The organism is Streptomyces cyaneochromogenes (genome assembly GCF_003963535.1).
Taxonomy (GTDB): Bacteria; Actinomycetota; Actinomycetes; order Streptomycetales; family Streptomycetaceae; genus Streptomyces; species Streptomyces shaanxiensis.
In genome coordinates this window covers 166,486-190,839 of sequence record NZ_CP034539.1, presented here as the reverse complement: position 1 = coordinate 190,839, position 24,354 = coordinate 166,486, and the positions used below count along the sequence as shown (strand labels likewise).

The window sequence follows — 24,354 nt, the reverse complement described above, 5'->3', positions numbered from 1 at the left end:
GCGGTCGAGCGGCGCTGGTGTGAAGGCTCCGAGTCGGCCCAGTGCCGTGGCGTGGCATCGCTTCCTCGGGCCTGTCCCGAACAGGACCGGCCCGCCCCGTAGGGTGACTTCGCGTACCAGCCCGGGGCGGCCCCGGGCGTCAGATATGCGCAGCAGCGGGGGAGCACGCCATGCACAGCACCCAAGACACCGGGGCGACAGACGTCCAGATCAGGCTCGACTCGGCGAGCGAACTCGACGATCGCCTGGCGCTGATTGGGTGGCTCCGCGGTGAACGCGGCCTCCAGGGGCGCCTCCACGTCCTGCCCGCCGCACCTGCGGAGAACGAACTCGGTGCCGGTCTCGAACTGCTCACCGTGTCCCTCGGTTCCGGCGGTATCGCCACCGTCCTGGCCGGCTCCCTCGCCACCTGGTTGCAGAACCGCCGTACCCCGACCACGATCCGCATCTCCATCACCCGGGCCGACCGCACCCTGGAACTTGAGACCGGTGACGCCGCCGAGGCCGAGGCGCTGATCCAGAGATTCCTGGGGGAGGACACCGATGGAGTCTGACGACGCCGCCATCCTCATCGGCGTCTCTCAGTACCGGGACCCCTCCCTCCTGGACGTGCCCGCAGCGCGCAACAGCCTGCACGCGATGCACCGGCTGCTGACCAGCCCCGAGCTGTGCGGCTGGTCCGAGGACCAGGTGCACGTTCTGGAGGACCCCGCCGGGGCCACGGACCTGGCCCTGGAACTGCACCGCCTGGCCGAGGAGACCACAGGTACCCTGCTGATCTACTTTGTCGGCCACGGAGTTGTCAGCAGGTCCGGTTCCCTGTGCCTGGCCGCCGGCGATACCCAGCTGCGCTATCCCGACCTCACCGGCCTGGAGTACGACAAGGTCCGCAGCGCTCTGCTGGACTCCCCGGCCCAGGTGAAGCTCGTGATCCTCGACTGCTGCTACTCTGGCCGGATCATCCAAGGCCTGGCGGGTGCCGGTGAGAGCCAGCTCGTGGACAGCACCGACATCCGCGGCGTCTATACGCTCACCGCAGCCGACCAGGTCGCGCACGTGCCGTCGCGGGACGAGACCGCCAGCACATCCTTCACTCAAGTCCTGTGTGACGTCGTAGGAAGCGGCATCCCGGGCGCCCCGCCAGCGCTGGCTCTGACCGACATCTATCCCAAACTCAAGAGCACACTCAAGGCACGCGGTCTTCCCGAGCCGAACCAGCGCGGGACCGACACGGTCGAGTCCTACCCCTTCAGCCGCAACGTCGCGTACGCCGGCGGTTCCGGATTCCGGCTGCTCCCTCAGGAACACGTGGACCACTTCCTTCGGATCCTCGCCGCACAGCCGCGCCACGCCCTCACGGCCGGGAGTATCGCGACGCTGGACGACTGGCCCGGCGTCTACGTTCTGCACCGGGAGTCTGGCGGTGCCCCGGAGATCCTCTACGCCGCACGGGGCGACCGTTCGATCGCCGTCCGTCTCGGCCAGCACCTGCGAAAGATCAGCGGACGCTGCCATATCGACGCCCGTGACCTCTCGTTCAGCTATCTCAAACTGGACGACGACCTCAGTGTCCTGGCGCCGGAGCGCCTGGTGCTACAGCACCTGCATGCCCAGGGTCGTTCTCCGCAGTGGAACAACAGCGGCTTCGGCAACAACGACGCGGGCAGGATGAGGGACTCCCACCGGCGCAGCGGCGACCACTTCGACGTGCTCCATCCCATCGACCTGTCATGGTCTGTTCGCTTCGACGATCCACCCTCCGAAGTGTCGGCGCACCAGATGGCCGCGCAACTACGCGCCCAACTCCCTTACGGCTTGCGCATCGAGCCCAGGGACAACGAACTCGACCAGGTGCGGCTCGCCCTGCCGGACAGCTCTCTCAGCGCCGATCAGGCCTTCCGTCTGCTCGCCACTGCCATGGGTGACTCATGGCAGATCAGCGCCCTGGTAGGCCAGGTTGTGATGTACCGGGAGCAAGGCAAGAGGTATCCCAACGCCATCCGCTACTACGCGGGCACACAGACGATCACTGAAATGCCTGAAGTGTGCAAGGCAGTCGGCCTCTTTGCCGACTGCTAAAGAGGCACGGCCTTGCGCTCCGGCGAGACGGGAGGGCCGTCGCTGTACCTCGCCCGCAGCAACGCGGCGATGTAGTGGGGTCGTCGTGCACGGCGTCCATGCCTCGGTGCGCCGGCTTAGGGCTGCATGACTTGCCCCCTGACCCGGCCGTCATCAAACGGAGGTTCGATTAATGAGGTTGGGAAAGGTATCAGAAGCGGTCGCATACCCGTGTACGCATCCCGCTACTGCGGTTGGGGCGGCATCGTTAGGCAGCGCACCGTGACGGACGGCAGGTCCGAGGCAGCTTGGACGAGGGTGGAGGGGGACCGGTGAGCGACCGCAGTTCTATCGAGTGGACCGAGGCGACCTGGAATCCGACGACGGGCTGTGACCGGGTGTCGGCCGGATGCGACAACTGCTACGCGATCACGCTCGCCAAGCGGCTGAAGGCGATGGGGTCGGCGAAGTATCAGAATGACGGGGATCCCCGTACCTCTGGTCCGGGTTTCGGGCTGACCGTGCATCCGCAGGCGCTGCGGGTGCCGCTGGGCTGGCGCACTCCGCGCACGGTGTTCGTGAACTCCATGAGCGATCTCTTCCACGCCCGGGTCCCCCTGGACTACGTGCAGCACGTGTTCGATGTGATGGCGTCGACGCCGCAGCATACCTATCAGGTCCTGACCAAGCGGGCGCGGCGGTTACGGCAGGTTGCGGACCGGCTCCAGTGGCCGGGGAATCTGTGGATGGGCGTGTCGGTGGAGAGCGCGAAGGAACTGCCGCGCGTGGACGATCTACGGCTGGTGCCGGCGTCGGTGCGGTTCCTGTCGTGTGAGCCCCTGCTCGGCCCGCTCGAGGGCCTGGACCTGGACGGCATCGACTGGGCGATCGTCGGCGGTGAGTCCGGCCCGGGAGCCCGGCCGATGGACCTGGCCTGGGCCGGCGACATCGTCGAGCAGTGCAGGCAGTCCGGGACGGCCCCGTTCGTCAAGCAGCTCGGCTCGTGCTGGAACAAGACCCATCACAAGGACATCACACACTTCCCCGCCGGCCTACGGGTGCGGGAGTATCCACAAGCCCGGGACCGCGCCCCGGCCTGAACAGCGGGACGTCAGGCGGCAGCAGGGAGGCTCACCTGGCTCTTGCTGGTGAGCTTGCCCGACGACAGGATCACTACGGAGCCATCCTGACGCATCTGCCGCACCGCCTTCAATGCGTGCGTCGGCATCCAGCGGGAGGTCTCCGTCAGCAGCCACTGGCCGACCGCCTCCACTGGGGCGGAGCCGGACGCGAGCCGTTGCGCCACCAGCTCCAGCAGTTCCGGGTCGCACGTCTCGAACGCCTGGAAGAGATCGAGCTGACCGACAGGCTGGGCGCCGCGGGTACGGGGATCCTGGAAGCTTTCGCCGTCGCGGTCGTCGACCTTCCACATCGCTTCCTTCATCGCCTTCAGGCCCGCGTCGCTGCCGGTGCCGAACACCAGATACAGGGGCTGCCCGGTGCGCGGTACCAGCCGGAACTGCAGCTGGTACGCGAAGCCCGCCCGCCGCAGCGCGCTGCGGTAGGTGCCCAGCCACGCTCGCCACCGTTCATCGGGCCGGGCCTCGTCCGCGGCCGGCGCCCAGTGCTGACGGCCGCCGAAAACCGTGTCGAGGACGTCGGCGTTCAGCTCTTCCCTGCGGCTGAACCAGTTGGGCCCGAAAGTGGTGATGACCTCGCTGGAACGGTTACGGGCGATCCTGCGCGTCACCTCCAGCGGCACGTTCACGCTGCCCCAGCTGTCGAAGATCCCGAGAATGGGATGACCCCACGCATGCAGTTCGCTCAGCACTGCAATGCTGTCCCGCCCCGCCTCCCCGCGCCGGACCTCCACCCGCACAGGAAGCTCCGACAGGTTGCCGAATTGGCCGGTCAGTTCGGACACGAGGTGTTCGTGGCGGGCCCGGTCCTTCTCGATGAAGACCAGGTGCACCCGCTGAGGAGTGAGGTTCATCCGGTCAACGGCGGTGTGGTTCAGCAGCCGGTCCAGGATGAACACCGGGGAACCGGGTTCTCCGCCCTCGTATCGGCCCGGTCCGGCGAACGCGTCCAGCAGTGTCACCCGGGGCCGGCTGTATCCGGTGCGCTGCGACGTCTGCAGCAGGATGGGCCACCACGCATCGAGATACCGCTGGTAGAGGCGATGCTTGGCTGCCGTAGCAGGCTCCAGCGGCCACAGAACACCCATGCCGGCCCCCTCGGTCAACAGAATGTGCATCGATTGTCCGCTGAGCATCCGTCAGGCACCAGAGCGCCTTTCCGTCCGATCCGAGACCCATGACGGCCGTGAGTGAGAGGGTTCGCACGTTTCCGATGCGGCCGAGGCGTACGCCGCAGCCCTTGCCTCGTTCTCGGCGACCTGTTGCCTCGACCACCGGTCGGCCGAGTCGAACCGCTCCAGGCAGGACGTGCCATTGCAGGGTGCCCGCGGCCGATCGGCCAGAGACGCCCAGTTGGTTGCGCTGTTCCGCGAGGCAAGGGGTCTTGGGCGCGTCGCGCGCCTGAGGTTTGCACGTTGGTGTATGCAGACCTGAAGGTCGGCCGCTGCAGGCGCCGAGCGGGGAGCAGGAGATCGGGGGTGGCTCGTGGCCAGCGGGGCTTTCGAGGAGCTGCAGACCGGCGAGTTCGGGCCTGCCACGTTTGATCTGTTGCGGCTGCTGGTCCACCAGGTGCGCCGTGCCTCCGGCTTTCCGCCCCCGGAAGGGCACACTGTCTGGAGCGATGACGCGGCCTACGACGTGATCATTGCGATGTTGTCCCAGGAAGGAGCGGGACAACGGTTCGTGACCGTCTGCTTCGCCCAGGCCGCCGACGAGGCCTCCCTGGAGCGACTGTTCCTCACGTCGATCAAGAACTTCCTTATCGATGACGCGAAGAAGACGCCGCGGGGCAAGCTCCGGCGCCGCATCGCCCACTTGATGAGCGAGGACACGGCCTACCGGAAGAGCAAGGGCTCACCGCCGCGCTGGGCGCTGGCCGAGCATGCCGAAGGAGCTGTGTGGCAGGGAGATCTCGACGATCTCATCGCACAGGCGGCACGGGTGACAGGTGTCGGTATCACCCGCTGGAACCATTCCGGCCCCACCCCCAAGCAGACGGTCCCAGGACCCGCAGCCCGGCCAGATCTGGCGCGCAGTATGGGACGACACCATCCAGCTGCTGCTGATCACGGCGGCCGGCGACGATGACATCCTGCGCGCCGTGCCAGCCTCCTTCGAACGGTACGCCGACCCCGACACCCTGCTCCTGCCCGCCCAGGCGACCACCCTCGAACAGCCACTGGCCCTGTGGTGGGGCCTGGAAGCCACCCTTCCGTGGTGTGTGCTGGACGGGCAGGTCAGCGAGCTGACCAACCGCCCTCCCGCCCTCACCGCCCGTACGCTCGCCGACGCCGTGCCCGGCACGCGGTGGGGGAGCAGTACGGGCTTGTCCGCGCCGGCCATCGAATATCGCGGAGTCCTGGCCGACCAGCTAGCGCTCTTTGCCTCTGCGCAGTGGGCTCCCCAAGGCTCGGGAGGCCTCAACCAGCTGTTTCGTGACCACGGCATCACCGCCCCACAGCTCGGGGCCGAACTGAAACTGCCGCCGCCTCAGGCGCTCGCCGTCTGGAGGGGGCAACTGGCACTGACCGCCGACCAGGCAGCCACGCTAGCCGATCGCCTCGAGCAGCCGGCCAGCCAGCTGCTCGCGGCCAACCCTGCCTTGCCGTCCGCCGTCGTGCACGAACTGAACCGTCCCTTGCGCCGCAAGCAGGTGAAGGCGCTCGCTGCCCAGCACGACGAGACCGAACGCGACGCCCGGCTGCGCGCCGCCTACGGTATCTACACGCTCGCGGCACGCGACGACGACCGCACGCAGCCGAGCTGGATGGCACGCACGGACCGCTACTTCGAACTGCGGCTGGGCGAATAAAGGGGGGTACACCGCGTGGTCAACTACGTGCGCGCCGATGCCGCCCGGACCCAGGCCGCTGCGATGATCCAGGAACTCGAAGCGGCTCGTCCCGGCGCGGTCGAGCGCCTGGCACAAGGCGCCCTGGCAGAGCTGAAAACCTGGCCCGAGCTGACCGTCCTGGAGGTCGACGAGAATCTGGTGGAACAAGGGTGCAGCGTCGCCGGAGCGTACGACTTCGGCCCGCCACCGCACCTGTCCGTCGCCACGTCCGTCAGCCGCGCACGGCGGGATTTCACCGCCCTGCACGAACTGGGCCACCACCTGCAGAAGAACAGCTTCGCCCTCATGGAGCCCTTCGGCAGGGAATCCGACGGCGGCCTCCTGCTGGAGGATGCAGCGTGCGACGCGTTCGCCGCCGAGATCCTGCTTCCCACGCCCCTCGTCAACCAGCACCTGGACGCCAAAGGACCCACCGCCTCGGCGATCACCCAGCTGTGGCAGGCGAGCAACGCCTCCCGCATGGCAGTCTGCGTACGAGCCGCCCAGCATCTTCCCGCCTCCGGACACATCCTCCTCCTGGACCCGTTGGGACACCTCGCCTTCGCCGCCTCCTACGGCCTGCCGCCTCTGCGGCGCGGCAGTTTCCAAGGCGACGTAGCCGTCATCGACCGCGCACTGTCCGGCTCCGGCCACGCACGAGGGCTGACACAGGTCCGCTACCGCGACGGCATCCTCGGACGGGAACTGCACACCGACACCGCGCCCATGGACGGCTACCTCGTCGCAGTCCTCGTCACCGACTCCGCCCCCTGGCGCGCCTTCACCCCACCCACCCCCGACACCGGCCCCCAGGCACGCGACTACATCTGCGCGAACTGCAGCGAGGAGTACCACTCCTTCGACCCCGCCTGCCAGCGCTGCCACATTCCCCCGTGCCCCGAATGCGGCCGCTGCTCCTGCCCGCCCCGCGTCCCCGAACGCCTCTGCCCAGGCTGCTTCACCCTGCACCCGCCCTCGATGTTCTCTGCAGACAGCGACCGCTGTCTCGACTGCGACTGACGCCTCGCCACCCCCATCTGCACGGCGATCACCCCTACCCGCGAGTTACGTCGTCCGTCCCAGGCGAAGCACCCCATCCAGGGGTGATCACGGAGCCCGGGCGCCGGCCGCGGGCGCCGTCGGAACCTCGCCGGCAGGAACAGAACGATGGCTATCCAGATCACCGCGGTGCGCCTGTCGACCGGCGACACCATGCACGAACACATCATCCACCTGTGGTGGACCGAGCAGGCGTCCGGCAAGACCGGCAACAACACGCGGGCACAGATCGTCGACTGGATCGAGAACCAGGCCGGCAAGGCCTACACCAGCGACCGAGCCGGGCACCGCACGGAAGTCGCCGTGGTGACGCCCACCCGAGGCGAGAAGTACCTGCGTACCCACGCCGACGGCGTGTGGACCAACAACCTCCTCGCCCTTCCCCGGCGCTGACCCGCCACCACAACACGACTGTCTGGCGCGCCGCCCCTCCGGCGGCGCGGCAGACGCCCCAGCCCCGCCCGAGGCACTCCCGGGCCAACACACGGCACCCTCACTCCGGGAGGACCTATGCCCCAGGACAGCCGCGGGCCCGCGCCCGTCACGATCATCGTCAACGCCCGACCGCACACCTGGGAGGCAAAGGAGATCGCCTTCGAGCAGGTCGTCGACCTGGCCTACCCCGGCGAGCCGCCGAACGACCAGGACATCTACACCGTCCGCTACAGCCGCGGCCACGAGGGCCACGGAACGGGCAGCCTCACCGCCGGCCACAGCGTCAGAGTCAAGAAGGGGATGGTCTTCGATGCCTACCGCACATCCCGCTCGTGACCCCGACCTCGCCCGCCTCCTCGACGACGGCTACGACGTGGTCGTCCACGCAGGCCACATCATCGTCCGGCACATCCCGTACGTCACCGAGAACCGCACCCTCGAACACGGCTTCCTCGCCTACCCCGTGACCATCAGCGGGGACCGCCTGGTCTCCGGAACCGACCACCGCATCTGGTTCAGCGGCTCCACCCCCTGCGACGAGCACGGCCGCCCCCTGCCCCTCGCTAATCCGGAGACCCGGATGATCGCCGAGGGCATGCAGGCGAACTTCATGCTCTCCAGCAAACCCAGCCCCGACGGCTACCCCGACGAGTACACGAAGATCACCGCGTACGCGAGGATCATCGCCGACCAGGCACACGCACTCGACGCCACGGCCACCCCCGGCGCCGCATGGCAGGAGACCGAGGACGACAGCCCCTTCACCTACCGCGACACCGCCACCTCCCGAGCCGGTATCGCGGCCGTCAACCGCCGATTTCGAGGCCACCGCATCGTGATCGTCGGCCTCGGAGGCAGCGGAAGCTACATCCTCGACCAGGTCGCCAAGACCGAGGTCGACTCGATCCTCCTCATCGACGGCGACACCTTCGACAACCACAACGCCTTCCGGGCCCCCGGTGCCCCCACCCTCGACACCCTGCGTGACCGCCCGCCCAAGGCCACCTACCTTGCCTCGGTCTACGCGAACATGCACCGAGGTGTGTCCGCCTGCGCGCAATACCTCGACGAGGACAACCTCGACCTGCTCACCGGGGCCACGTTCGTGTTCCTTGCCTCCGACGACGCGGCGAGCAAACCGATGATCATCGACTGGCTCGAAGCACACAACGTACCCTTCATCGACGTCGGCATGGGCATCGAAGAGATCGACGGCCGGCTCACCGGACTCCTGCGCGTCACCACCAGCCTCCCAGGCCGCCGAGCTGCAGCCCGCCACCGCATCCCCCAGCCGGCCCCCGAACGCGACGCCTACGCACGCAACATCCAGACCGCGGATCTCAACGCGCTCAACGCCGTCCTGGCCGTGATCCGCTGGAAACGCTCCATCGGTATCTACGCCGACGCAACCGACGAGAACCACACCACCTACTCGCTGATCACCAACGAGATCGCCAACGAGGACCTGCCGTGACCGCACAAGACACCCTGCGCCCGGTCTTCACCGAGACTTTCCCCAAAACGATGGACGCAGGGGTGCTGTACGTCTCGATCCCCTACCGCACCTGCGGTCACCTCTGCTGCTGCGGTTGCGGCCACGAGGTCATCACACCACTCTCCCCAGCACAATGGGCCATCACTTACGACGGCGAGAACGTGTCTCTCACCCCCTCTGTCGGCAACTGGGCACTCCCTTGCTGGTCGCACTACTGGATCCATGACGGCCGTGTCCGATGGAGCCGGCGCTACTCGGCGGCAGAAATCGTCCAGAACAGGGATCGTGACCGTCGTCTGCTAGCCGCAAGTACCAAAGAACACAGGCCAAGGACGCTGACCAGGCTGCGTCGCCACCTGCAGTCGTGGCGACGGTAGGGGCAACGATCGGGCTGCCCATCGTCAGTTGCGGCACCGGCCGCGCGAGGACGACGTCTACGGGCTAGGGGCGGGCTCGTGGGGAAAGCACTCGCTCGGCAATCCCGTCAGCAGCGATACTGCGAGGGAGTGAGTGAAGGGTGACCCGCTAGTGGCCTTGGAGTTCGACACGCGCCGCGCGCCCGTACGTGCCTCGCACTACCTGGAGTTGGTGAAAGCGATCCGCGCGGCGAGCGCAGCGGACGAGCTGGACTGGCTGGAATGGAAGTCGACGCTGGACTTCCGGCCAAGAAACAAGGCGGACAAGAGCGCCCGTGCCCATCTGGCACGCGCCATCATCGGCTTTGCCAACCGCCAGCCTGACGTCGCCCTGCGCAACGCGGAGGGATACGGGTTCCTGGTCGTCGGGGTTGACCCGGAGGGCTACCACGGCGTTGAAGAGATCGACAGCGTTGAGCTGGAGCGGTGGATCACCCCGTATGTCGGGGAGGGCATCGACTGGCGTACCACCTACGTCCACGTCAGCGAGGATGGGCACGAACAGCTGCCGGTCCTGATCGTCACCGTCAGCCCGCCGAACTGGGGCGATCCGATCTTCTGCATCCGCAAGGAGATCCCGCCGCCCCCTCGCGGCGAATCGGACCAGGCGAAGGACAAGGACACCATCCGCGAAGCGGCGATCTTCGTGCGACGCCCCGGCCGGACGGACCGGGCCCGGGCCACCGACATCGACCGCCTCGGCGAGCGCCTCCTGCGCAAGCACCAGACACTTGACCTGACCCTCACTGTGCAGCAGGGCGAGGTGACCCCCATGACCGTTCCGCGTTGATGTCCTGGAGCAGGTCATCAACGCGGAACGGGAGCGTCTCGTCAGCCGCCTGCCGCTACGGACCACGCCAGCACTGTGGACCAGATGATGCAGACCCTCGCGTCGGAGATCGCGATGGGGACGCGGCCAGACCCGCGCGGCCGTGACGGGTACCTCAGAGAGGTTGAGCTGTACCTGGAGGTGCTCCGGGGAGCACTCCCACAGACTCTGCCGGAAGTGGCCGCGCTTGCGGCACCGTGCGTTGCGTTGCGCCTGCACAACAACACGCACACTCACCTGAAGGACGTGCAGGTAAGGCTCGTGATGCCAGACGGCATGCTCGCTCTGGTTCCCATGGATCCTGAGGATCGGGACAGAAGGGAGCCCTTTTTGAGCGGTCTCCTCAAAGCTCCCCGCCCTTACGGGCCGGTGAACAAGTTCCACATCGGTCCCATCGCTCACCCTCTCCTGCCGTACTCGTTCACGGCCGCGGCGCCTAGCGTCGTGCCGTCACAGTGGGACATCGAGGTCGAGGAGACGACGGTTGTCTTCCCAGCGCAGGACGTGCGAGTCGGGCTATCTGAGGACCTGGCGCTGTTCGTAGCCGTGACCGAGCGGCCGATGTCCGGAACGCTGACGATGCCCTGGACAGCCACGGCCACGAACATGGACGGCACCGCTCAAGGAACCGTGTCCCTGCCGGTGGCCCCGGAGCGGTCGCTGTTCGCTCTCATCGCGGACGTGGACGGCACCGAGAACGAGTACCAGGGCGAGGACTGAGCGGTTGCCGGGCCATACGGCGGTCATTAACCCATGGGTCTCGCACCCTCACCCGGGTCTCCACGAGGCGGTGCTGTATGACCCTGCTCTGTCGGACCTGCAGCTTTATCCAGCTCCGCCCACGGGTGCTTGGGCCGGCCACTGGAATGCGGAAGAAGCTCGGCCGCGGTGCCGAGCCACACATGGTCGTAGCCGATCTCGGCCCCTCGTGGCTCCGGCGGTTGGTACACGCAGCAGCGCCTCGCGTTCAGTCCAATCCACGTGGAGATCGGGAACGTGGTGCGTGCTCAGGTGGGCGCGGCCGGAAAGGTCGGCTTGGTTGCGCGGGCCGGTCGCGGTCGCGATCGACCCGGAAGACGGAGTGTGCTTCGTGAAGGTGCCGGACACGATGCTGGACTTGGGAGTGATCCGAGCAGCTTTTCCGACGGACGACCGACGGGATCACTAGGCTGAACGCTGCTGCGCGGGCGATGCGTGGGCAGGTGAAGGGGAGGCGCGGGGTGCTGGACGAGCGGGCAGGGGCCGACACGACGGCCGGGGACGAAACGGCCGTGGTTCCCGTGACAGTGGAAGGACATCCGCTGTATCTGTCGGTGCGGCGGCTGGAGTCCGGCCAAGCCGGTGCGGACGAGCAGGAGATCGCGGCTTCGCGGCCGACCCTTGAGGAGGCCCTGGACTCGCTGGTGGGGGTCGCCAGAGCGGTGGGAACGCGCTTGCAGCAGACCGGCAGCCAGAAGGCGACCGTCGAGTTCGCGTGCGAGTTCGCGGTCGAGTCCGGCACGCTCGTCGCGGTCCTTGGCAAGGCCACAGCCCGGTCCACCTTCAAGGTCGCACTGGAATGGGCCGCGCCGACGCCGTGACCGCCCTGAGCACCACCACTCGGGATCTGCTCACGGCGGCGACGGTGGCGCTGATGATCCGTTCACCCGATGGTGCGTCGCGAAGATCCGGCACGGGTTTCCTCATCGCGCCAGGCACCGTGGCGACGTGCGCCCACGTGGTCGCGGACAGCGCTGAAACACTCCCGGAAGTGGTGTACGCCCGGGTGGGTGGCACGGACCGCGAACTGCGGCTGCGTCCCGCCCCCGCCCTGTACTTCCGCGACCGGAACACGGGCCTCGACCTGGCCCTTCTGCGAGTCGTGACGGACGCCAGCGGCCTGGCCGCCCTTGCCGACCCCTGGGCGCTGTTCCACGACGACCTGCGGGACGGCGACCGGGTCTGGGTCCGGGGGCACCCGGAGGGAATGTTCCATAGCGGCCAGTCGGTCGAACTCGACTACCAGGGCCCTTCGTCGCGCGACCCGGACGGACCCGGCCTGCTGGAACGGTTCTGGGGTCCTCCCATCGGTGGGGGCTATAGCGGCAGCGCGATCCTCAATAAACGCACCGGCGCCGTCTGCGGAATGCTCTGCACGTCCGACCACTCCGGCAGCGTGCACGCCCTTTCCACCGCGGCACTGCTCTCGCGCTGCCCGCAACAGGTCCAGGAGCTGCACAAGTCCGCGGCCCGCGCGGTAAGTTCGCGAGTGAGCAGCGGAGTCTGGGACGTCGACCAGCCCTGGCTGCGCACCCTCACCGATGACCAACTCCAGGCGGGTGGCTGGGCGTTCCCCGGCCGCCGCCTGCGCGGCTACCTCGCAGCCGCCGCGCGTGCGGCCGAGTCCCACCCCTATCCCGGAGTGGCACCGGGCAACGTCTCCCCGCCGCTGTCGACCGTCTACGTCAGTCAACACGCCCACTCCATACAGACTCTGACGCGGCCAGACCAACCGGACACCGAGGAACGGGTGTCGGCCGCGACCATCATCGAGAACCACATGGACGCCCTGGCGGTCGGCGGACCGGGAGCCGGCAAGTCCAGCCTTCTGCGCAGCTTCGTGCGGGAGTGCGTGGCGGGGTGGGGTGATGGGTGGGCCGGGGAGGAAGGTGACCAGGGCGGGGGTGGCTCGGGCGACGGCGCAGACGAACAGTCCGCGCCGCAGGGGCCCGGCCCCCGCCCCGACCGCACCACGTCCACCCCTCTGCTGGTCCCGGTCTACGTACAAGCCGCCGATCTGGTCCCCGACCGCCCCTTGGCCGAAGCGCTGGAAGCCGGAGTCCGGGCCGATGCCGGGCGGTACGGTCCGCTGGAGGCCTGGTCGGCAGAGTTCTTCCGGGGGCCGCCCACCACGCATGCGTCATGGCTCGTACTCGTGGACGGGCTAGACGAGTTGCTGGCCTCCGAGCAGCGTCAGGTCGTGCTCACCAGGCTGGCGGGTATACGGGCCGCCGATCCCGAAGGGACGATGTACCGATGCGTCATCGCCACGCGTCCCGTGCCGGAGCTGCCCACGTCGCGCTCCCCGGCCTGGCGGGCCGCCGTCTTCGACCTTCTGCCCTTCGACACCCGCCAGCTGCGGGACTTCGCCGAGCGCTGGCTGAACGCCCTCGGTCTGCCCGACCCCGAGCGTGCCGCGGAGCAGTTCACGCTTCAGTTCGGCGAGCGACGTCGCGAAGCGCTCGTACGCGTACCGCTCATGGCCACGATGCTGTGCCAACTCTTCGCCGACCAGCCAAAACCCCCGCTGCCGACCACCCGGCACGAGGTGTACCGCTCCTTCATCGGGCTTCTGCAGAGCAGGCAGTACAGCGACACGGCTTCCGGGATCATCGCCCAGGCCACAGGCGCCGCCGCCAAGTACGGCACATCGGCAGTGCGCACCGTGGAGCGCCTGCCCGCCCAGGTCGTGGGTCTGGCCGGAGAACTCGCCTTGGCCTGGCTGGACGGGGAGCAGCTGTCGGCAGTCGAGCTGTTCGCCGCACGCACTGAGGACCAGCGCCCTCCCGACCTCCCCGAGCCGGTCTGGCGAGAGATCCTGCGCGAAACCTTCCGCCGCAGCGGCCTGTTCACGGAACGCGGCGGCGACCTCGTCTTCATCCACCAGACTCTGCTGGAATTCCTCGCCGCGCAACGTGTCGCCGTAGACCCCCGGCGAGCCGACACCGAGCTGCGCAACGTCTTCGGCCGCTGGGCCAGACGCCCGCCCCCAGAATGGCGACGGCACGACTCCTTCACCCGCTTCCTCATCGCGGCTGTAACGGAGCGCCCCCTGCTCGGCCGAGCCCTGTGGCGCTGCGGAAAAGGCTGGGAGGGCGCCCGCTTCATTGCCGAACTGGTCGCGGACGGCATCGCAGTCGCTCCCAAGTCCATGCGCCGCTGTGCCGACACGCTCGCAGCCGCCGCGAAGATGCCAGAGTGCACCGGCTTCTTTCGCCGCGAACTCGCCCAGCACCTGCGCACTCTCGGCGACGGCAGAGACGCGCGCATCCTCACCGCCGTGGCCACGGACCCCATGGTCAGCGACGACGACCGCATCATGGCTGCCCGAGCACTGGGTGCCCTGCGCGGCAGCGGTTACACCGAGTCCCTGCTGAGCATCGCCGCCGACACCGACGTAGGCCTGTTCGCCCGGGTCGAGGCCATGCAGCGCATCCTCGAGGGGCTCGACGACACCTCCCGCGGCAGGCAGCTCCTTGCCATCGTCGCCGACCCCGTCTTCCACGACGGGCTGCGTCGGGACGTGCTCAACGCACTGCGCTCGGCCGACCCGAGAGGCTGCACCGAACTGTTCTTCTCCTACGCCCAGGACCCCGAACTGGGCCAGAACGCCCGCGCCCTCGCGCTCCGCGAACTCGCGGCAGCGGGTGACCGGCGCGCCCCCGCACTACTGCTGGCCCTGGCCGGCGAGAGCACAGCCGACAGCACGCTGCGATACGAGCTCATGCGGACCCTGCGCTCCACCGACGCTGACCGCTACGCGGAGCTTCTCGCCTCCTACGGCGCCGACTCCGACCTCGACCCGGGGACCCGCGTCACCGCGCTCGGCGAACTCGCCCACACCGGTGACAAACGGGCCGCCGACCTGCTGGCCTCCCTCGCCGCCGAACTGGACGCCGACCCCGTCGGCGGGGAACGCGTCCAGACGACCCGCCTGCGGGTCGCCGAGCAACTCGCCCAGCTGCACGACCCGCGCGCGGACGAGCTCTTCACCACCCTGGCCGGCGACATGTCGGTCGCCGCGCCGATCAGGCTGGGCGCCGCACACGAGCTGCAGGCCACGGGGCATGCGTCCGCGGCCGACGTCTTCGCTGCCCTGGCCGCCGACCGTGTGCTCGACGAGCACGCGCGCGTGGCCGCCGCCCGAGCGCTCACCAAGGCTGAGCCGGGCGGGCACAGCCCCCGCCTCACCGCCATCCTGGTGCAGTTGGTCATCGACCCCGAAATGCCTGAGACGGCCCGCGACGAAGCGTTTCGCCTGCTCGACTGGTACGCCGCCGGTGTCCACAGGGTCCAGGACCCGCGCGACTCCCACCGTCCTCGCGCGGCCAAGGGTGTCCTCGAACTCCTCACCCGCGTCGCAAACGACTCAAACTACTCACGCCTTCAGCGAGCATGGGCGGCCAAGGCGATGCGTAACCTGCCGCATCTGCGCCGCCTGAGGGAGGGCCCGGCATCGTGGGACCCCGCCCCCGATACACCGGGCGGCACCCACCAGACGCGGACACGCCTGCCGGATCTGTAATGGACGGCGGACGGTTGTCGGTGTCGTCGGCGAAGTAGGTCATGCAGTGCCACTTCAGGACCTGCACGAGGCGCTCCGCCCGGACTACATCGAGAGTCTCAGGCACCGGGTCGCGGACAACACGTAGAAGCACCCGGTCCAGGTAGTGCGGCAACAACGACTGCGGTCGGCACCGTCCTTCGCGGCGGCCCCGACGAGTCGCCGCTCGGACAGCCCACGCCGGAAACTGCAGCTGCCGACCGGCCGACGCGTTCATGGCCCTGCTTCGCCGAGGGTGGCGGACGGCCCACTCGTCATCGTCAAAGCCTCGGATCATCGCCAGCCGCAGCCCCGTCCAGGCCCGCCTGCACGGTTGCTGCGTCCCGGCTGGACTCGGTGCACGGTGCGGGCCGCAGGCAGGCCACCGCCTGGGCCGGAGCAGTGCAGGCGGCCAGGTCAGATGAGTCGCCCGCGATGGCGGGTGGCGGTGTCCCGGACGAGCTGGGCGAAGCGTTCGCGGCTGCGGTTCTGTTCCAGTTCGGCCCGTGCGTCGTCCCATTCCTCCACGTCGTCGGTGTCAGCGTGGTCGAGGCCCTCGTACTCACTGTGGAGAAGCCAGCAGCCGTGGATTGCGGTGAGGAGGTCCTCGAGGAGGTCACAGGCGGGCCGCTGAGGGTCGAGAGGAGTCAGACGCAGGGCGACGTCAGTGAAGTCGGGTTCTTCCTCGCCGCTGTACCTGGCGAGTGTCTCGTGCAGATCCTCCAGCTGTTCCCGCAGAGCGGTGGGGTCGGGCAGGACACCGTCGGTGACCTGCATGGCATGCCGGACGAGGCTCGTCACAGCGTCGTACGGCGACACGCCGTCATTGATGAGGCCGAGGACGAGGGTGGGCGACTCGTGGGGCAGCTCCTCGATGTTGTCGGCTTCCAGAACCACCTGGGTGGGGTCGAGTCCGGATGCCTCGCCGGTGACCTCGGCTGCCGCGGCGAGCCAGTGGGCCGCCGCGACCGATGCCGCCGTCGGATCGATGCCGCGGAATAGATCGTCGGGGCCAAAGGGATCCTGCTGCAGGAGTTGATCGGCGGCGGCGACCTGCACGGGGGAGGCGTCCTCACGGCTGAGGAGGACAGCCTGCTGGGACCGGCCGCTGAGATCACCGAGTTCGGCACTCTCCACGGCCGCGAGCTCAACGGCGACTTCAGCGGCAACGCCCTCCACAAGCTGCGGGTCGCCGATGCGGTGCAGGGCACGCCCCACGCGATGAGCGGATTCGAGGAGGCTGCTGTAGGAGACCGTCAACGTGCCGCCACTGGGCAGGTTGGGCCGGCTGATCGCGTCGACGACCTCGCTGAACTGCTTGCGCTCCTCCTCACGACGCCAGCCCTCACTGTTGGGTTCCAGAGAGTCGGCGGCACTGGCGGGATGCGTGTAGGTATGCCACGCGGCGCTGGAGAGCTGGGTGAGCACCCGGGCCAGGGCCAGCAGGCTGCCGATGTCGGCACCCACCGGCGCCGCAGCGACAGCGGCGGCCAGGTCACCCTCGCCAGTACCCCAGGTGGCGATCAACTCGTGCCGGTCAGACGCGACACAGTAGCGGGTCATGAAGGTGCTCCTCCGCAGACATTACGCTGCACAGTGATGTCTCGCTGAGCCTATGAGACGGACCACAGAGCCTGCGGCGGCCAGCCGGCGCTTATTCCGACACCCCCTGAGGCTTTCGAGCGTCATATGGCTACACCTTCACTGCACTTGCAGCGTGGTTCTCGCCGAGGCCTGGCCCGACCTCACGACTGCGTCATATGGCCCTGTAGTGGCACCTGACGAGCTACCCGCGGGATCGATCATGGCCGCAGCTCACCGCGAACTCTCACCGCCACCAAGCCCTTTCATCGCCCGACGAGAGCTCCTCGCCCACCGCGCTGCCAGCCCCGGGGCCACCGGGCACGCCCGCCGCCTGCCACACCGGCCCAGACCACGAGAGAGAGACAGGAAACGAGCCTCCCCGATCGGTACCTGCACCAGACGAGACCTGCTCGGTCGGCCCGATCTCGTATTTCCTGAACGGGCCTGGGCTGAGGAAGCGTTTGACCGGCGGGGCCGGGGAGCAGCGCCTGCGGCATCTCTCTGGCCGGAGGGGTGAAGGGCAAGTTCAGAGCCGGAGCCTTGTCACGAGCAACTTCCTGCAGAGCCAAGGCCAGCGCATTCTCCAGGTCTTGCCGCTCCGGACACGAGACGCCCATGTCATCCCGGCGTGGCCACGGTGAGCCTGGGGCAGGTTCAGTCCCGGCGGTGACGCGTGTGTCATCTAGCCCGCAGGTCGGATGACACACACGGGGTTTGGCCTTCAGCCACTCAGTCGCCGATGCCCTGCCGACACCGCGAGCACAGTGCTCCGATTCGTAGTGCTGTCCCTTCCGTCACCCGGGGGAGTCCGAGGCCCAGCGAGCTGTCTGGGGGGCGTTCAGCGCGTCGCCGGTCGGATAAGCGGGGTGGTCTGGTTTCATCGAGCAGGACGGCGGCGGCCCGGACGTGTTCGCGCACTACTCCGAAATCAAGGGCAGCGGGTACCGCGAACTGACCGAGGGCGAGCATGCGACCTTCGACATCGGCCAGGGGCAAAAGGGGCCGCAGGCGCAGAACATCGTCCGGGGCTGAGCTGAGGGGGTCCGTGCCGTCTGCGTCACCGGCACGGACCCCGAGCAGCTTCTCACGCGTACTCACGCCTCCCACTGCAAGCCGAGGTCGGCGAGTTTGCCGCAGTGAGCTTGGCCCGACACGTGTGCGACCGTGCAGGTGGCAGCCCGGACAGCGTCTGCCACACAGCATCACTGATCAGCGGCTGCCACCACCGGCACCCCGCCGTTCAGCGACAGCAGCTCATCGACCAGTTGCTGCTGCTCTGACCGCAGCAGCGGCAGTTGCGCACAGGCCGTACCCCGCACGTCGGAGAGATCTACTCGGCTGCAGCACCGTCGCGCAGGCCGAGGTCTGCGAAAACGACGTCCCGGGCCGGGAGGATCGCTTCGGGGGCGAGGGCTGCAAGGACCGGGATGGCGTGGTGCCAGCCGTCCTGGGTGAGGGCTTCGGCGAGCAGGGCTCTGGCGCGCGGCAGGTCGGGGCCGGTCTGCGGCGGGTGGAGAAGAATGGCCAGGCGCAGGGCGACGTGGAGGTAGTCGAACCTGTCCGCCGGCCGGTTCAACAGGGCGTCGTCGCGCTCCAGTCCGGCCGTGTAGGCGGCGAGGTGAGCGAGTGCCTCAAGGCGTTCCGTCTCTGTCGCGATGTCCAGCACCATGGTGCGGGCCGCTTCGAGGCCATGAAGCGCGCCCCACGCGAGAGCCAGCATGACCGCTTGCCTGTCGAAGGGGTCGCGGTGCCAGAACCGTGTCAGCAGGTCGAGAGTGCGCCGGGCGGCGGCTCGGTTGGTAGTGGCGGTCACCAGACAGAGCAGGGCTGACTCGTTGAAGTCGTAGGGAACGGAGGCCTGTTCGAGACCGAGTAAGTGCTCCATGACGCTGTCGCCGCGTGCCTGGTCATGGGGCAGGGCCACGGCGAGGAACAGAGCCAGATCAGGGGCGCCGTAGCGCTCCCTGCCCGCGAGGAGCGGGTCGAAGAGTCGCACCGCCGCGTGCGGGTCACAAGCCCACAGTCCCTCGGCGGCGAGGGCATGCTGCCGTGTCCGGTCGGTCCACTGGTTCGTGGGCACCTGTTCGATCGCTTCCGCGACTCGTTCCGCTGCTCCCACCAGCGCCCATGCCTGAACGATCGCGGTCGAGGTGTTGACCTGGACCAGAAAGGTGTCCGACACCCGTGTCACGTCGGCCGCCCGTTCTGCGCAGCGCAGTGCCTGCCGGGTGTTCTTGCCGGCGAGGGCTACGGAGACGGCCGCGTATCCCCAGGCACGGATGTCCGGTGAACCGATCGTGGCCGCGAGCCGCTCGGCGTCCTCGGTGCGGCCTGCACGGGCGAGCGCTCCGGCGAGGACGGCGAGCCGCTCGTCCCGGGTGCTGTAGGCGGATCCGTCCTCGGATTCACGCGCCTGCTGAGCCTGGTCCAGCAGGCGCAGGCACCGGGTCTGGTCGCGGTCCGCGAAGTGGCGGGCCAGCGTGGCGAATGCGGCGGCGACGGTCCTCGGCCGGACATGGGGCCGATTCTGAGTGGGGGCGTACAGCAGTGCCTCCAGCTGATCGGTGGCTCCGGCCTCGATCAGCAGATCCACGATGCGCGTGCCGGTGCGGACACGCCCGTTGAAGGACGCGCGGAAGTCCACTTCCTGGGCGTCCGCTAGCGCGGCCCACGCCTGCTCGGCTCTGCCCTCACGGGCCAGTCCTTCGGCAATGGCGAAGCACGCGTCCGGCCACTGCCAAGGTCTGCGCTCGGCCAGCCATGGCCCAACGGCCTCGGCGAGCAGCATGGCATCATCCGTACGTCCCGTCGCGACGAGCGCGCGCACGGCATCGCACGCTTCTTTGCCCTCGGGCAGGTTCTCGGGGGTACGCAGCAGTCTGCCGGCCAGATCCAGGGCGAGTCGGCCGAGCTGTGCCGCCTCCTTCGGCCGTACCCGCCCCAGAACCTCGGCAGCGGCCCCAGACACCCCGACCGGATCGTGGGGTTCACTGCGGACGAGTTCCGCGACCAAGTCGTAGAGCCGCGCCGCCCGGTCCGGCTGGTCGATCCGTTCCCATGCGTCGGCGACGGTGCCCACCGCGCGGACCCGGACGTCCGCGTCCGACACCCTCCCGGCCCACTCCTCCGCCTGGCTGAGTAGTTCGACGGCCGTTGACCGGTCGCCCAGCGCGAGAGCGGTCTCGATGTGGGCCCTGACGATGTACCGCGTCGCCGGGTCATTGGTTGGGGACGGTAGTTCGCGGAGCCCGCGTAGGCTCTCGGTCCGCCTGCCCAGCAGCGCCAGCACCGGGGCGACCTGTCCGAGCGCCGCCTGGATGAGGGAGGGATCGTGGACGCGGCGGGTCTCAGCCAGCGCTCTCTCCGTCAGCGCCACGCCCTCCTCCACTAGGCCCACCGCCCGTCTGTCGCCCGTCTCAGCGAGAACACGGGCCACGCGGCCCAGTGCCCATGCGCGGTCCGTCGGCGAGAAGAGGCTGCGGGCGAGGCCGATGGCCTTCCGGGTATGCCCGAGACGCGCATACACCTCGGAAATCGCCGGATGCAGCGACTCGTTGTGGCGGGCCACGAGATCCTCGGTGACCGCGAGTGCCGCCAGCGCCGCCAGATTGTCCGGGCTGGCCCGGCGGACGTTCTCCCGGGCCCCCACGGTCTCCGCGAGGCACGCGGCATCGCTTCCGGTGACCTCACGCAGCCGTTCCCGGCGTCGGGCGTCCGTGGCGAGCGCGGTCGTACGGCGATCGTCCCCCAAGTGCGCGAGTAGGCGGCTGTACTGCTGGAGCAGGTACGGCGGGGTGCCCTCCGGCCAGCCGCGCCGTTCGTAGCCCTCGGCCCAGGTATGCAGGCGCTCCAGGTAGGCGGCCAGGTCGGAACCGAGTTCGTCCTGTGCGGCGGCCAGTAGGGTCTCGTGCGCGAAGAGGTAGCCGCGGCTGGACGCGTACAGCGTCACTCCGCTGCTGTGGCCGTAGCCGTAGCCGTAGCCGTCGATGCCGCCACCGCCACCGGGGTTCGTGCCGCCGCGCAGCCGCAGGATGCGCCCGAACGCGCTGCTCAGCCGTCGGCGCAGCTCGTAGCCCGGTTCTTCGGTGAGTTCGCGCAGGTCGTCGAGGGTCAGGGTGCCGCGTGCGGCGGTGAGCAGGCCGACCAGATCGCGTTGCAGACGGTCGCCGGACAGGGCCTGCTGAAGCTCGTACTTTGCCTCGTACTCGGTGTGTTGGGCCGCGGCAGCGGCGGCCAGTTTCTCCACGCGGCAATTTCGCAGCGGATGCGCGCCGCCGACGTCGGCGGGGATGCCGGGGCCGGTCCGGCTGGTCACCAGGACGCGGACGTTGGGAGGGGGCCGCTCCGGCAACAGTGAGACGATGCTTGTGCCGCTGCCGCCGGGTTTCAGCGATTGGTCTTCGTCCAGGCCGTCCACGACCAGGAGCAGCGTGCCGCCGCGTTCGGCGACCCGTTCGGCCGCCTCGCGCAGAAGCAGCCGACGTTCGCCGTCGCGTGCCGGGGCGGAGGCAGCGCGGACCGGCTCCCGGCCGGCGATCGTGGCGAGTTGGTCGATGACCGCTTCCGTGTATGCCGTGCCGTCCGACTGGCTCGCGGAGCGGTTGGTGATGAAGAACCAGACCGGAACGACACCGCGAGGCGGGTGCAGGGCAAACCAGGCTGCCAGGGCCGTTTTGCCCGCCCACGGTGGGGCTTGGAGCCAGCGGTAGGTCTCGGCGCCGGCACAGAATGCGACCAGGTCGTCCAACTCAGTCAGTCTGTCGCGGAGTTGTTCGGGGGCGATGTCGGTGAGCTGGGCGCGGTAGATCTCCTGGACCAGGTCGGCGTTTTCTCGCGGCGCGGCGGAGGGCAGCGCGCAGTAGCGAAGTTCGCGGCCGAGTAGACGTTCCAGCGTGGTCCGCTCTTCCGTGTTCAGGCCGTCGGCCCAGCGGTCCACGCGGCTCGCGGCGAGGCGCCCGGGGCCGTCGCTGCGGTGATGGTGGGCGACGACGCCGACGAGTCGGCTGCCGGTGAAGACGGGTGCCCCGGACATGCCCTCCCATGGGCTGCGCTGGGGGTCGGGATCGTCGGGGGGAGGGGAGCCGACCGCGAGGTCGAGGGTGCCCTCGCGCCGATTGGACAGGACCGCGCAGGTGGCCTGCACGTGCTCGGCGTCCCGGAAGCGTGAACCGGCGTCGTCCGTACGGAGCTTGAAGCGGGGAAAGCCGAGGGTGGTGCAGGTCAGTACCGCGTCCAGCTCACCGATCCGGCCGTAGGAGACGAGCGGAACGGCTTCGGCGGGGGTGGCCCCTTCCACGGTATCGGCGGCTCCGGGCGCTACGGCGGCCAGAGATTCCATGGTGAGGACCGCGATGTCGATGCCTTCGTGCCGCCAGGTCACCGTCGTCTCGGTGGTCCACTCTCCGGGGCGGTCGGCCTGGAAACGCACACGGATCCGCGTGCCGCCGTCGACCACGTGCGCGGCGGTGAGGATCCGTTCTGCCGAGACGCGGTACCCGGTGCCGCGCCGGCCCTTGCCGTCCGGCAGGGTCACGATGATCTCGGCGATCCGCTCCGGCGCAAGGCCTCGGTCAGCGCTCGTCGTCAAGCTCGTCGCCCACGATCAGAACGGGCCGGACTGGGCTGCCGTCCGCCGACACGGCCTTCGGCGTCAGGGTGACCCTGATCCGCTGGGTCTGCGCCTGCGTGTACTTGCCGTTCGCGCCCGCGTCGACGACCCACAACCGCACCTTGGCGTCCGCGCCCGCCTCGCGTGTGACGGCGACGGTCGCCTCGACCTCCACCGGCCCCAGCTCGAACCGCACAAGCTCGCCGTCCGCATCCGCCACGGCTGCCGTCAACTGCGCCCTCAACTCGCGGACCATGTCCGACAGTTCGATCACAGCGCCCCCTCACGCACCGGATTCCCTGATGCTACCGGCCAGCCAGGTATGCGCCGGCCTATGGTGTCGCGCAACGCGACCGGTGGCAACGGCCGGGGCCAGTAGTCGACAACGGCTCCCAGGGTGCCGGTTCAGCCCGAGACCGCGGCCTTGGTGCGAGCTTGGCGCTGCCTGAGAGGTCGTTTTCTCCCGTTGTTTCATCCCGAGATGTCGCTTTGATTCTGCTATGTCGGGTCGCGCCAGGAGATGGTGGTCTCGCCGGTGAGGCGGCGGGCCATCAGGTCGGTCATGGCCAGGTGGATCATGGCTTCGGAGCGGTGCGGGTGGGTTTCGTAGTCGCGGGCCAGGCGCCGGTGCAGCATGAGCCAGCCGTAGGTTCGCTCGACTGTCCACCGCTTCGGGATCGGGGCGAATCCTCTGGTCCCGGGGGTGCGTTGGACGATTTCGAGGTCGATGCCGAGGGTGGCGGCGTGCTCGACGAAGTGCTTGCGGTAGCCGCCGTCGACCCAGACCTTGCGCAGGGTGGGGTGGTCGGTGGCGGCCTGCTCGAGCAGCGTGCGGCCGGCGGTGGAATCCTGGACGCCGGCCGCCGTGACCAGCACCGCCAGCAGCAGGCCGAGGGTGTCAGTGATGATGCTGCGCTTGCGGCCGACGATCTTCTTGCCCGCGTCGATGCCTTGTGTTCTGGCGGGGACGGAGGTGGAGGTCTTGACGCTCTGGGCGTCGATCACGCAGGCCGAAGGGTGGCGGTGTTTGCCTTCCTGCTGGCGCACCAACTCCCGTAACAAGCCGTTGAGCTGGGCGAAGACGCCGTCGGTCTGCCATTTGGCGAAGTAGCCGTAGACCGTCTGGTGGGGCGGGAAGTCGTGCGGGAGGTAGGCCCACTGGCAGCCGGTGCGGTCCACGTACAGGATCGCGTTCATGATCTCGCGCAGGTCGTGCCGGGGCGGCCGGCCGAAGTCCAGGGCCCGGCCGCGGCGTTCGAAGCGCCAGGCGGACAGCACCGGCTCGATCAACTCCCAGCGGGCATCGGACAGATCACTCGGATACGCACGACGGTCGGTCATGACCTGGGCATACCGCCGGTTGGGGGCGTGCGCCCAGGCGTGCGTTCCGCCTGGCGGGAGCACGGGACAGATCCGGGCGTCCTGGAATGAGACAGGCGTAAGTCGGCTCTCTTCCCAGACGCCACACCATCCGCCTCGCCAACCGCTGCCCGCACTGCAGACTCGCCAGCACCAGATCATCAGCAGGAGCAAAACAAGAGATAACACCGCACTACAGAGGAAAACGACCTCTGAGTAGGTGTTTTTCAACCTGAG

The 24,354-nt window shown here is 68.8% G+C and carries 20 protein-coding genes; 15 read left to right on the top strand and 5 right to left on the bottom strand.

Annotated elements, in window-relative coordinates:
• The first annotated feature begins 170 nt into the window (after positions 1-170).
• From EJ357_RS00720 to EJ357_RS00710, 3 genes are all read left to right on the top strand, one after another.
• Complete coding sequence (locus EJ357_RS00720; RefSeq protein ID WP_126387609.1) at positions 171-554, top strand: effector-associated constant component EACC1; 384 nt, start codon at positions 171-173, stop codon at positions 552-554.
• The gene (locus EJ357_RS00715) at positions 544-2,079 is read left to right on the top strand and encodes a caspase family protein (RefSeq protein ID WP_126387607.1); all 1,536 of its coding nucleotides are present in this window, start codon (positions 544-546) and stop codon (positions 2,077-2,079) included. The genes EJ357_RS00720 and EJ357_RS00715 overlap by 11 nt, the downstream gene beginning before the upstream one ends.
• A gap of 311 nt (positions 2,080-2,390) precedes the next feature.
• Positions 2,391-3,158, top strand: coding sequence for a DUF5131 family protein (locus EJ357_RS00710; RefSeq protein WP_126387605.1), 768 nt, complete (start codon positions 2,391-2,393; stop codon positions 3,156-3,158).
• A gap of 11 nt (positions 3,159-3,169) precedes the next feature.
• Here EJ357_RS00710 and EJ357_RS00705 read toward each other — a convergent pair whose 3' ends face one another.
• A complete protein-coding gene (locus tag EJ357_RS00705; protein WP_228472885.1) occupies positions 3,170-4,315 on the bottom strand; it encodes a three-Cys-motif partner protein TcmP in 1,146 nt (381 codons plus the stop codon).
• Between the two features lie 367 nt (positions 4,316-4,682).
• Here EJ357_RS00705 and EJ357_RS00700 point away from each other — a divergent pair, with 367 nt between their 5' ends.
• The 11 genes from EJ357_RS00700 to EJ357_RS00655 all read left to right on the top strand — a co-directional run bounded on the left by EJ357_RS00700 (position 4,683) and on the right by EJ357_RS00655 (position 15,548).
• Positions 4,683-5,285 carry a hypothetical protein gene (locus EJ357_RS00700; protein WP_228472884.1) on the top strand — a complete coding sequence of 201 codons (603 nt, stop codon included), beginning with the start codon at positions 4,683-4,685 and terminating at the stop codon, positions 5,283-5,285.
• Positions 5,286-5,298: 13 nt separating this feature from the next.
• Positions 5,299-6,009, top strand: coding sequence for a hypothetical protein (locus EJ357_RS00695; protein WP_175647250.1), 711 nt, complete (start codon positions 5,299-5,301; stop codon positions 6,007-6,009).
• A gap of 15 nt (positions 6,010-6,024) precedes the next feature.
• A complete protein-coding gene (locus EJ357_RS00690) occupies positions 6,025-7,050 on the top strand; it encodes an ImmA/IrrE family metallo-endopeptidase (RefSeq protein ID WP_126387603.1) in 1,026 nt (341 codons plus the stop codon).
• 147 nt (positions 7,051-7,197) lie between these two features.
• Positions 7,198-7,482 (top strand): DUF3892 domain-containing protein, encoded by a 285-nt coding sequence (locus EJ357_RS00685; RefSeq protein WP_126387601.1) that lies wholly within the window; start codon positions 7,198-7,200, stop codon positions 7,480-7,482.
• A 117-nt stretch (positions 7,483-7,599) separates the two neighbouring features.
• A complete protein-coding gene (locus tag EJ357_RS00680; protein WP_126387599.1) occupies positions 7,600-7,860 on the top strand; it encodes a multiubiquitin domain-containing protein in 261 nt (86 codons plus the stop codon).
• Positions 7,835-8,998, top strand: a complete 1,164-nt coding sequence (locus EJ357_RS00675; RefSeq protein ID WP_126387597.1) for a ThiF family adenylyltransferase — start codon at positions 7,835-7,837, stop codon at positions 8,996-8,998. The genes EJ357_RS00680 and EJ357_RS00675 overlap by 26 nt, the downstream gene beginning before the upstream one ends.
• A 50-nt stretch (positions 8,999-9,048) precedes the next feature.
• The gene (locus EJ357_RS50670; protein WP_407698545.1) at positions 9,049-9,396 is read left to right on the top strand and encodes a DUF6527 family protein; all 348 of its coding nucleotides are present in this window, start codon (positions 9,049-9,051) and stop codon (positions 9,394-9,396) included.
• Positions 9,397-9,553: 157 nt separating this feature from the next.
• Positions 9,554-10,225, top strand: coding sequence for a hypothetical protein (locus EJ357_RS00670; protein WP_126387595.1), 672 nt, complete (start codon positions 9,554-9,556; stop codon positions 10,223-10,225).
• 84 nt (positions 10,226-10,309) lie between these two features.
• The gene (locus EJ357_RS00665; RefSeq protein ID WP_126387593.1) at positions 10,310-10,984 is read left to right on the top strand and encodes a hypothetical protein; all 675 of its coding nucleotides are present in this window, start codon (positions 10,310-10,312) and stop codon (positions 10,982-10,984) included.
• 500 nt (positions 10,985-11,484) lie between these two features.
• Positions 11,485-11,844 carry a CU044_2847 family protein gene (locus tag EJ357_RS00660; RefSeq protein WP_126387591.1) on the top strand — a complete coding sequence of 120 codons (360 nt, stop codon included), beginning with the start codon at positions 11,485-11,487 and terminating at the stop codon, positions 11,842-11,844.
• Positions 11,823-15,548, top strand: coding sequence for a serine protease (locus EJ357_RS00655; protein ID WP_126387590.1), 3,726 nt, complete (start codon positions 11,823-11,825; stop codon positions 15,546-15,548). Before EJ357_RS00660 ends, EJ357_RS00655 begins: the two co-directional genes overlap by 22 nt.
• 435 nt (positions 15,549-15,983) lie before the next feature.
• Here EJ357_RS00655 and EJ357_RS00650 read toward each other — a convergent pair whose 3' ends face one another.
• Positions 15,984-17,129, bottom strand: coding sequence for a hypothetical protein (locus EJ357_RS00650; RefSeq protein ID WP_126387588.1), 1,146 nt, complete (start codon positions 17,127-17,129; stop codon positions 15,984-15,986).
• A gap of 900 nt (positions 17,130-18,029) precedes the next feature.
• Between EJ357_RS00650 and EJ357_RS00645 the strand changes: the two genes are divergently transcribed.
• Positions 18,030-18,182, top strand: coding sequence for a cold shock domain-containing protein (locus tag EJ357_RS00645; protein ID WP_126387586.1), 153 nt, complete (start codon positions 18,030-18,032; stop codon positions 18,180-18,182).
• A gap of 298 nt (positions 18,183-18,480) precedes the next feature.
• Here the strand turns inward: EJ357_RS00645 and EJ357_RS00640 are convergent, their stop codons facing one another.
• From EJ357_RS00640 to EJ357_RS00630, 3 genes are all read right to left on the bottom strand, one after another.
• Entirely contained in the window at positions 18,481-22,737 is a 4,257-nt protein-coding gene (locus EJ357_RS00640; protein ID WP_126387584.1) for a trypsin-like peptidase domain-containing protein, read from the bottom strand.
• Positions 22,721-23,032, bottom strand: coding sequence for a trypco2 family protein (locus tag EJ357_RS00635; RefSeq protein WP_126387582.1), 312 nt, complete (start codon positions 23,030-23,032; stop codon positions 22,721-22,723). The genes EJ357_RS00640 and EJ357_RS00635 overlap by 17 nt, the downstream gene beginning before the upstream one ends.
• Positions 23,033-23,256: 224 nt before the next feature.
• Positions 23,257-24,099: an IS5 family transposase gene (locus EJ357_RS00630; RefSeq protein ID WP_126387580.1), complete on the bottom strand. Its 843-nt coding sequence runs from the start codon at positions 24,097-24,099 to the stop codon at positions 23,257-23,259.
• Positions 24,100-24,354: the final 255 nt, after the last annotated feature.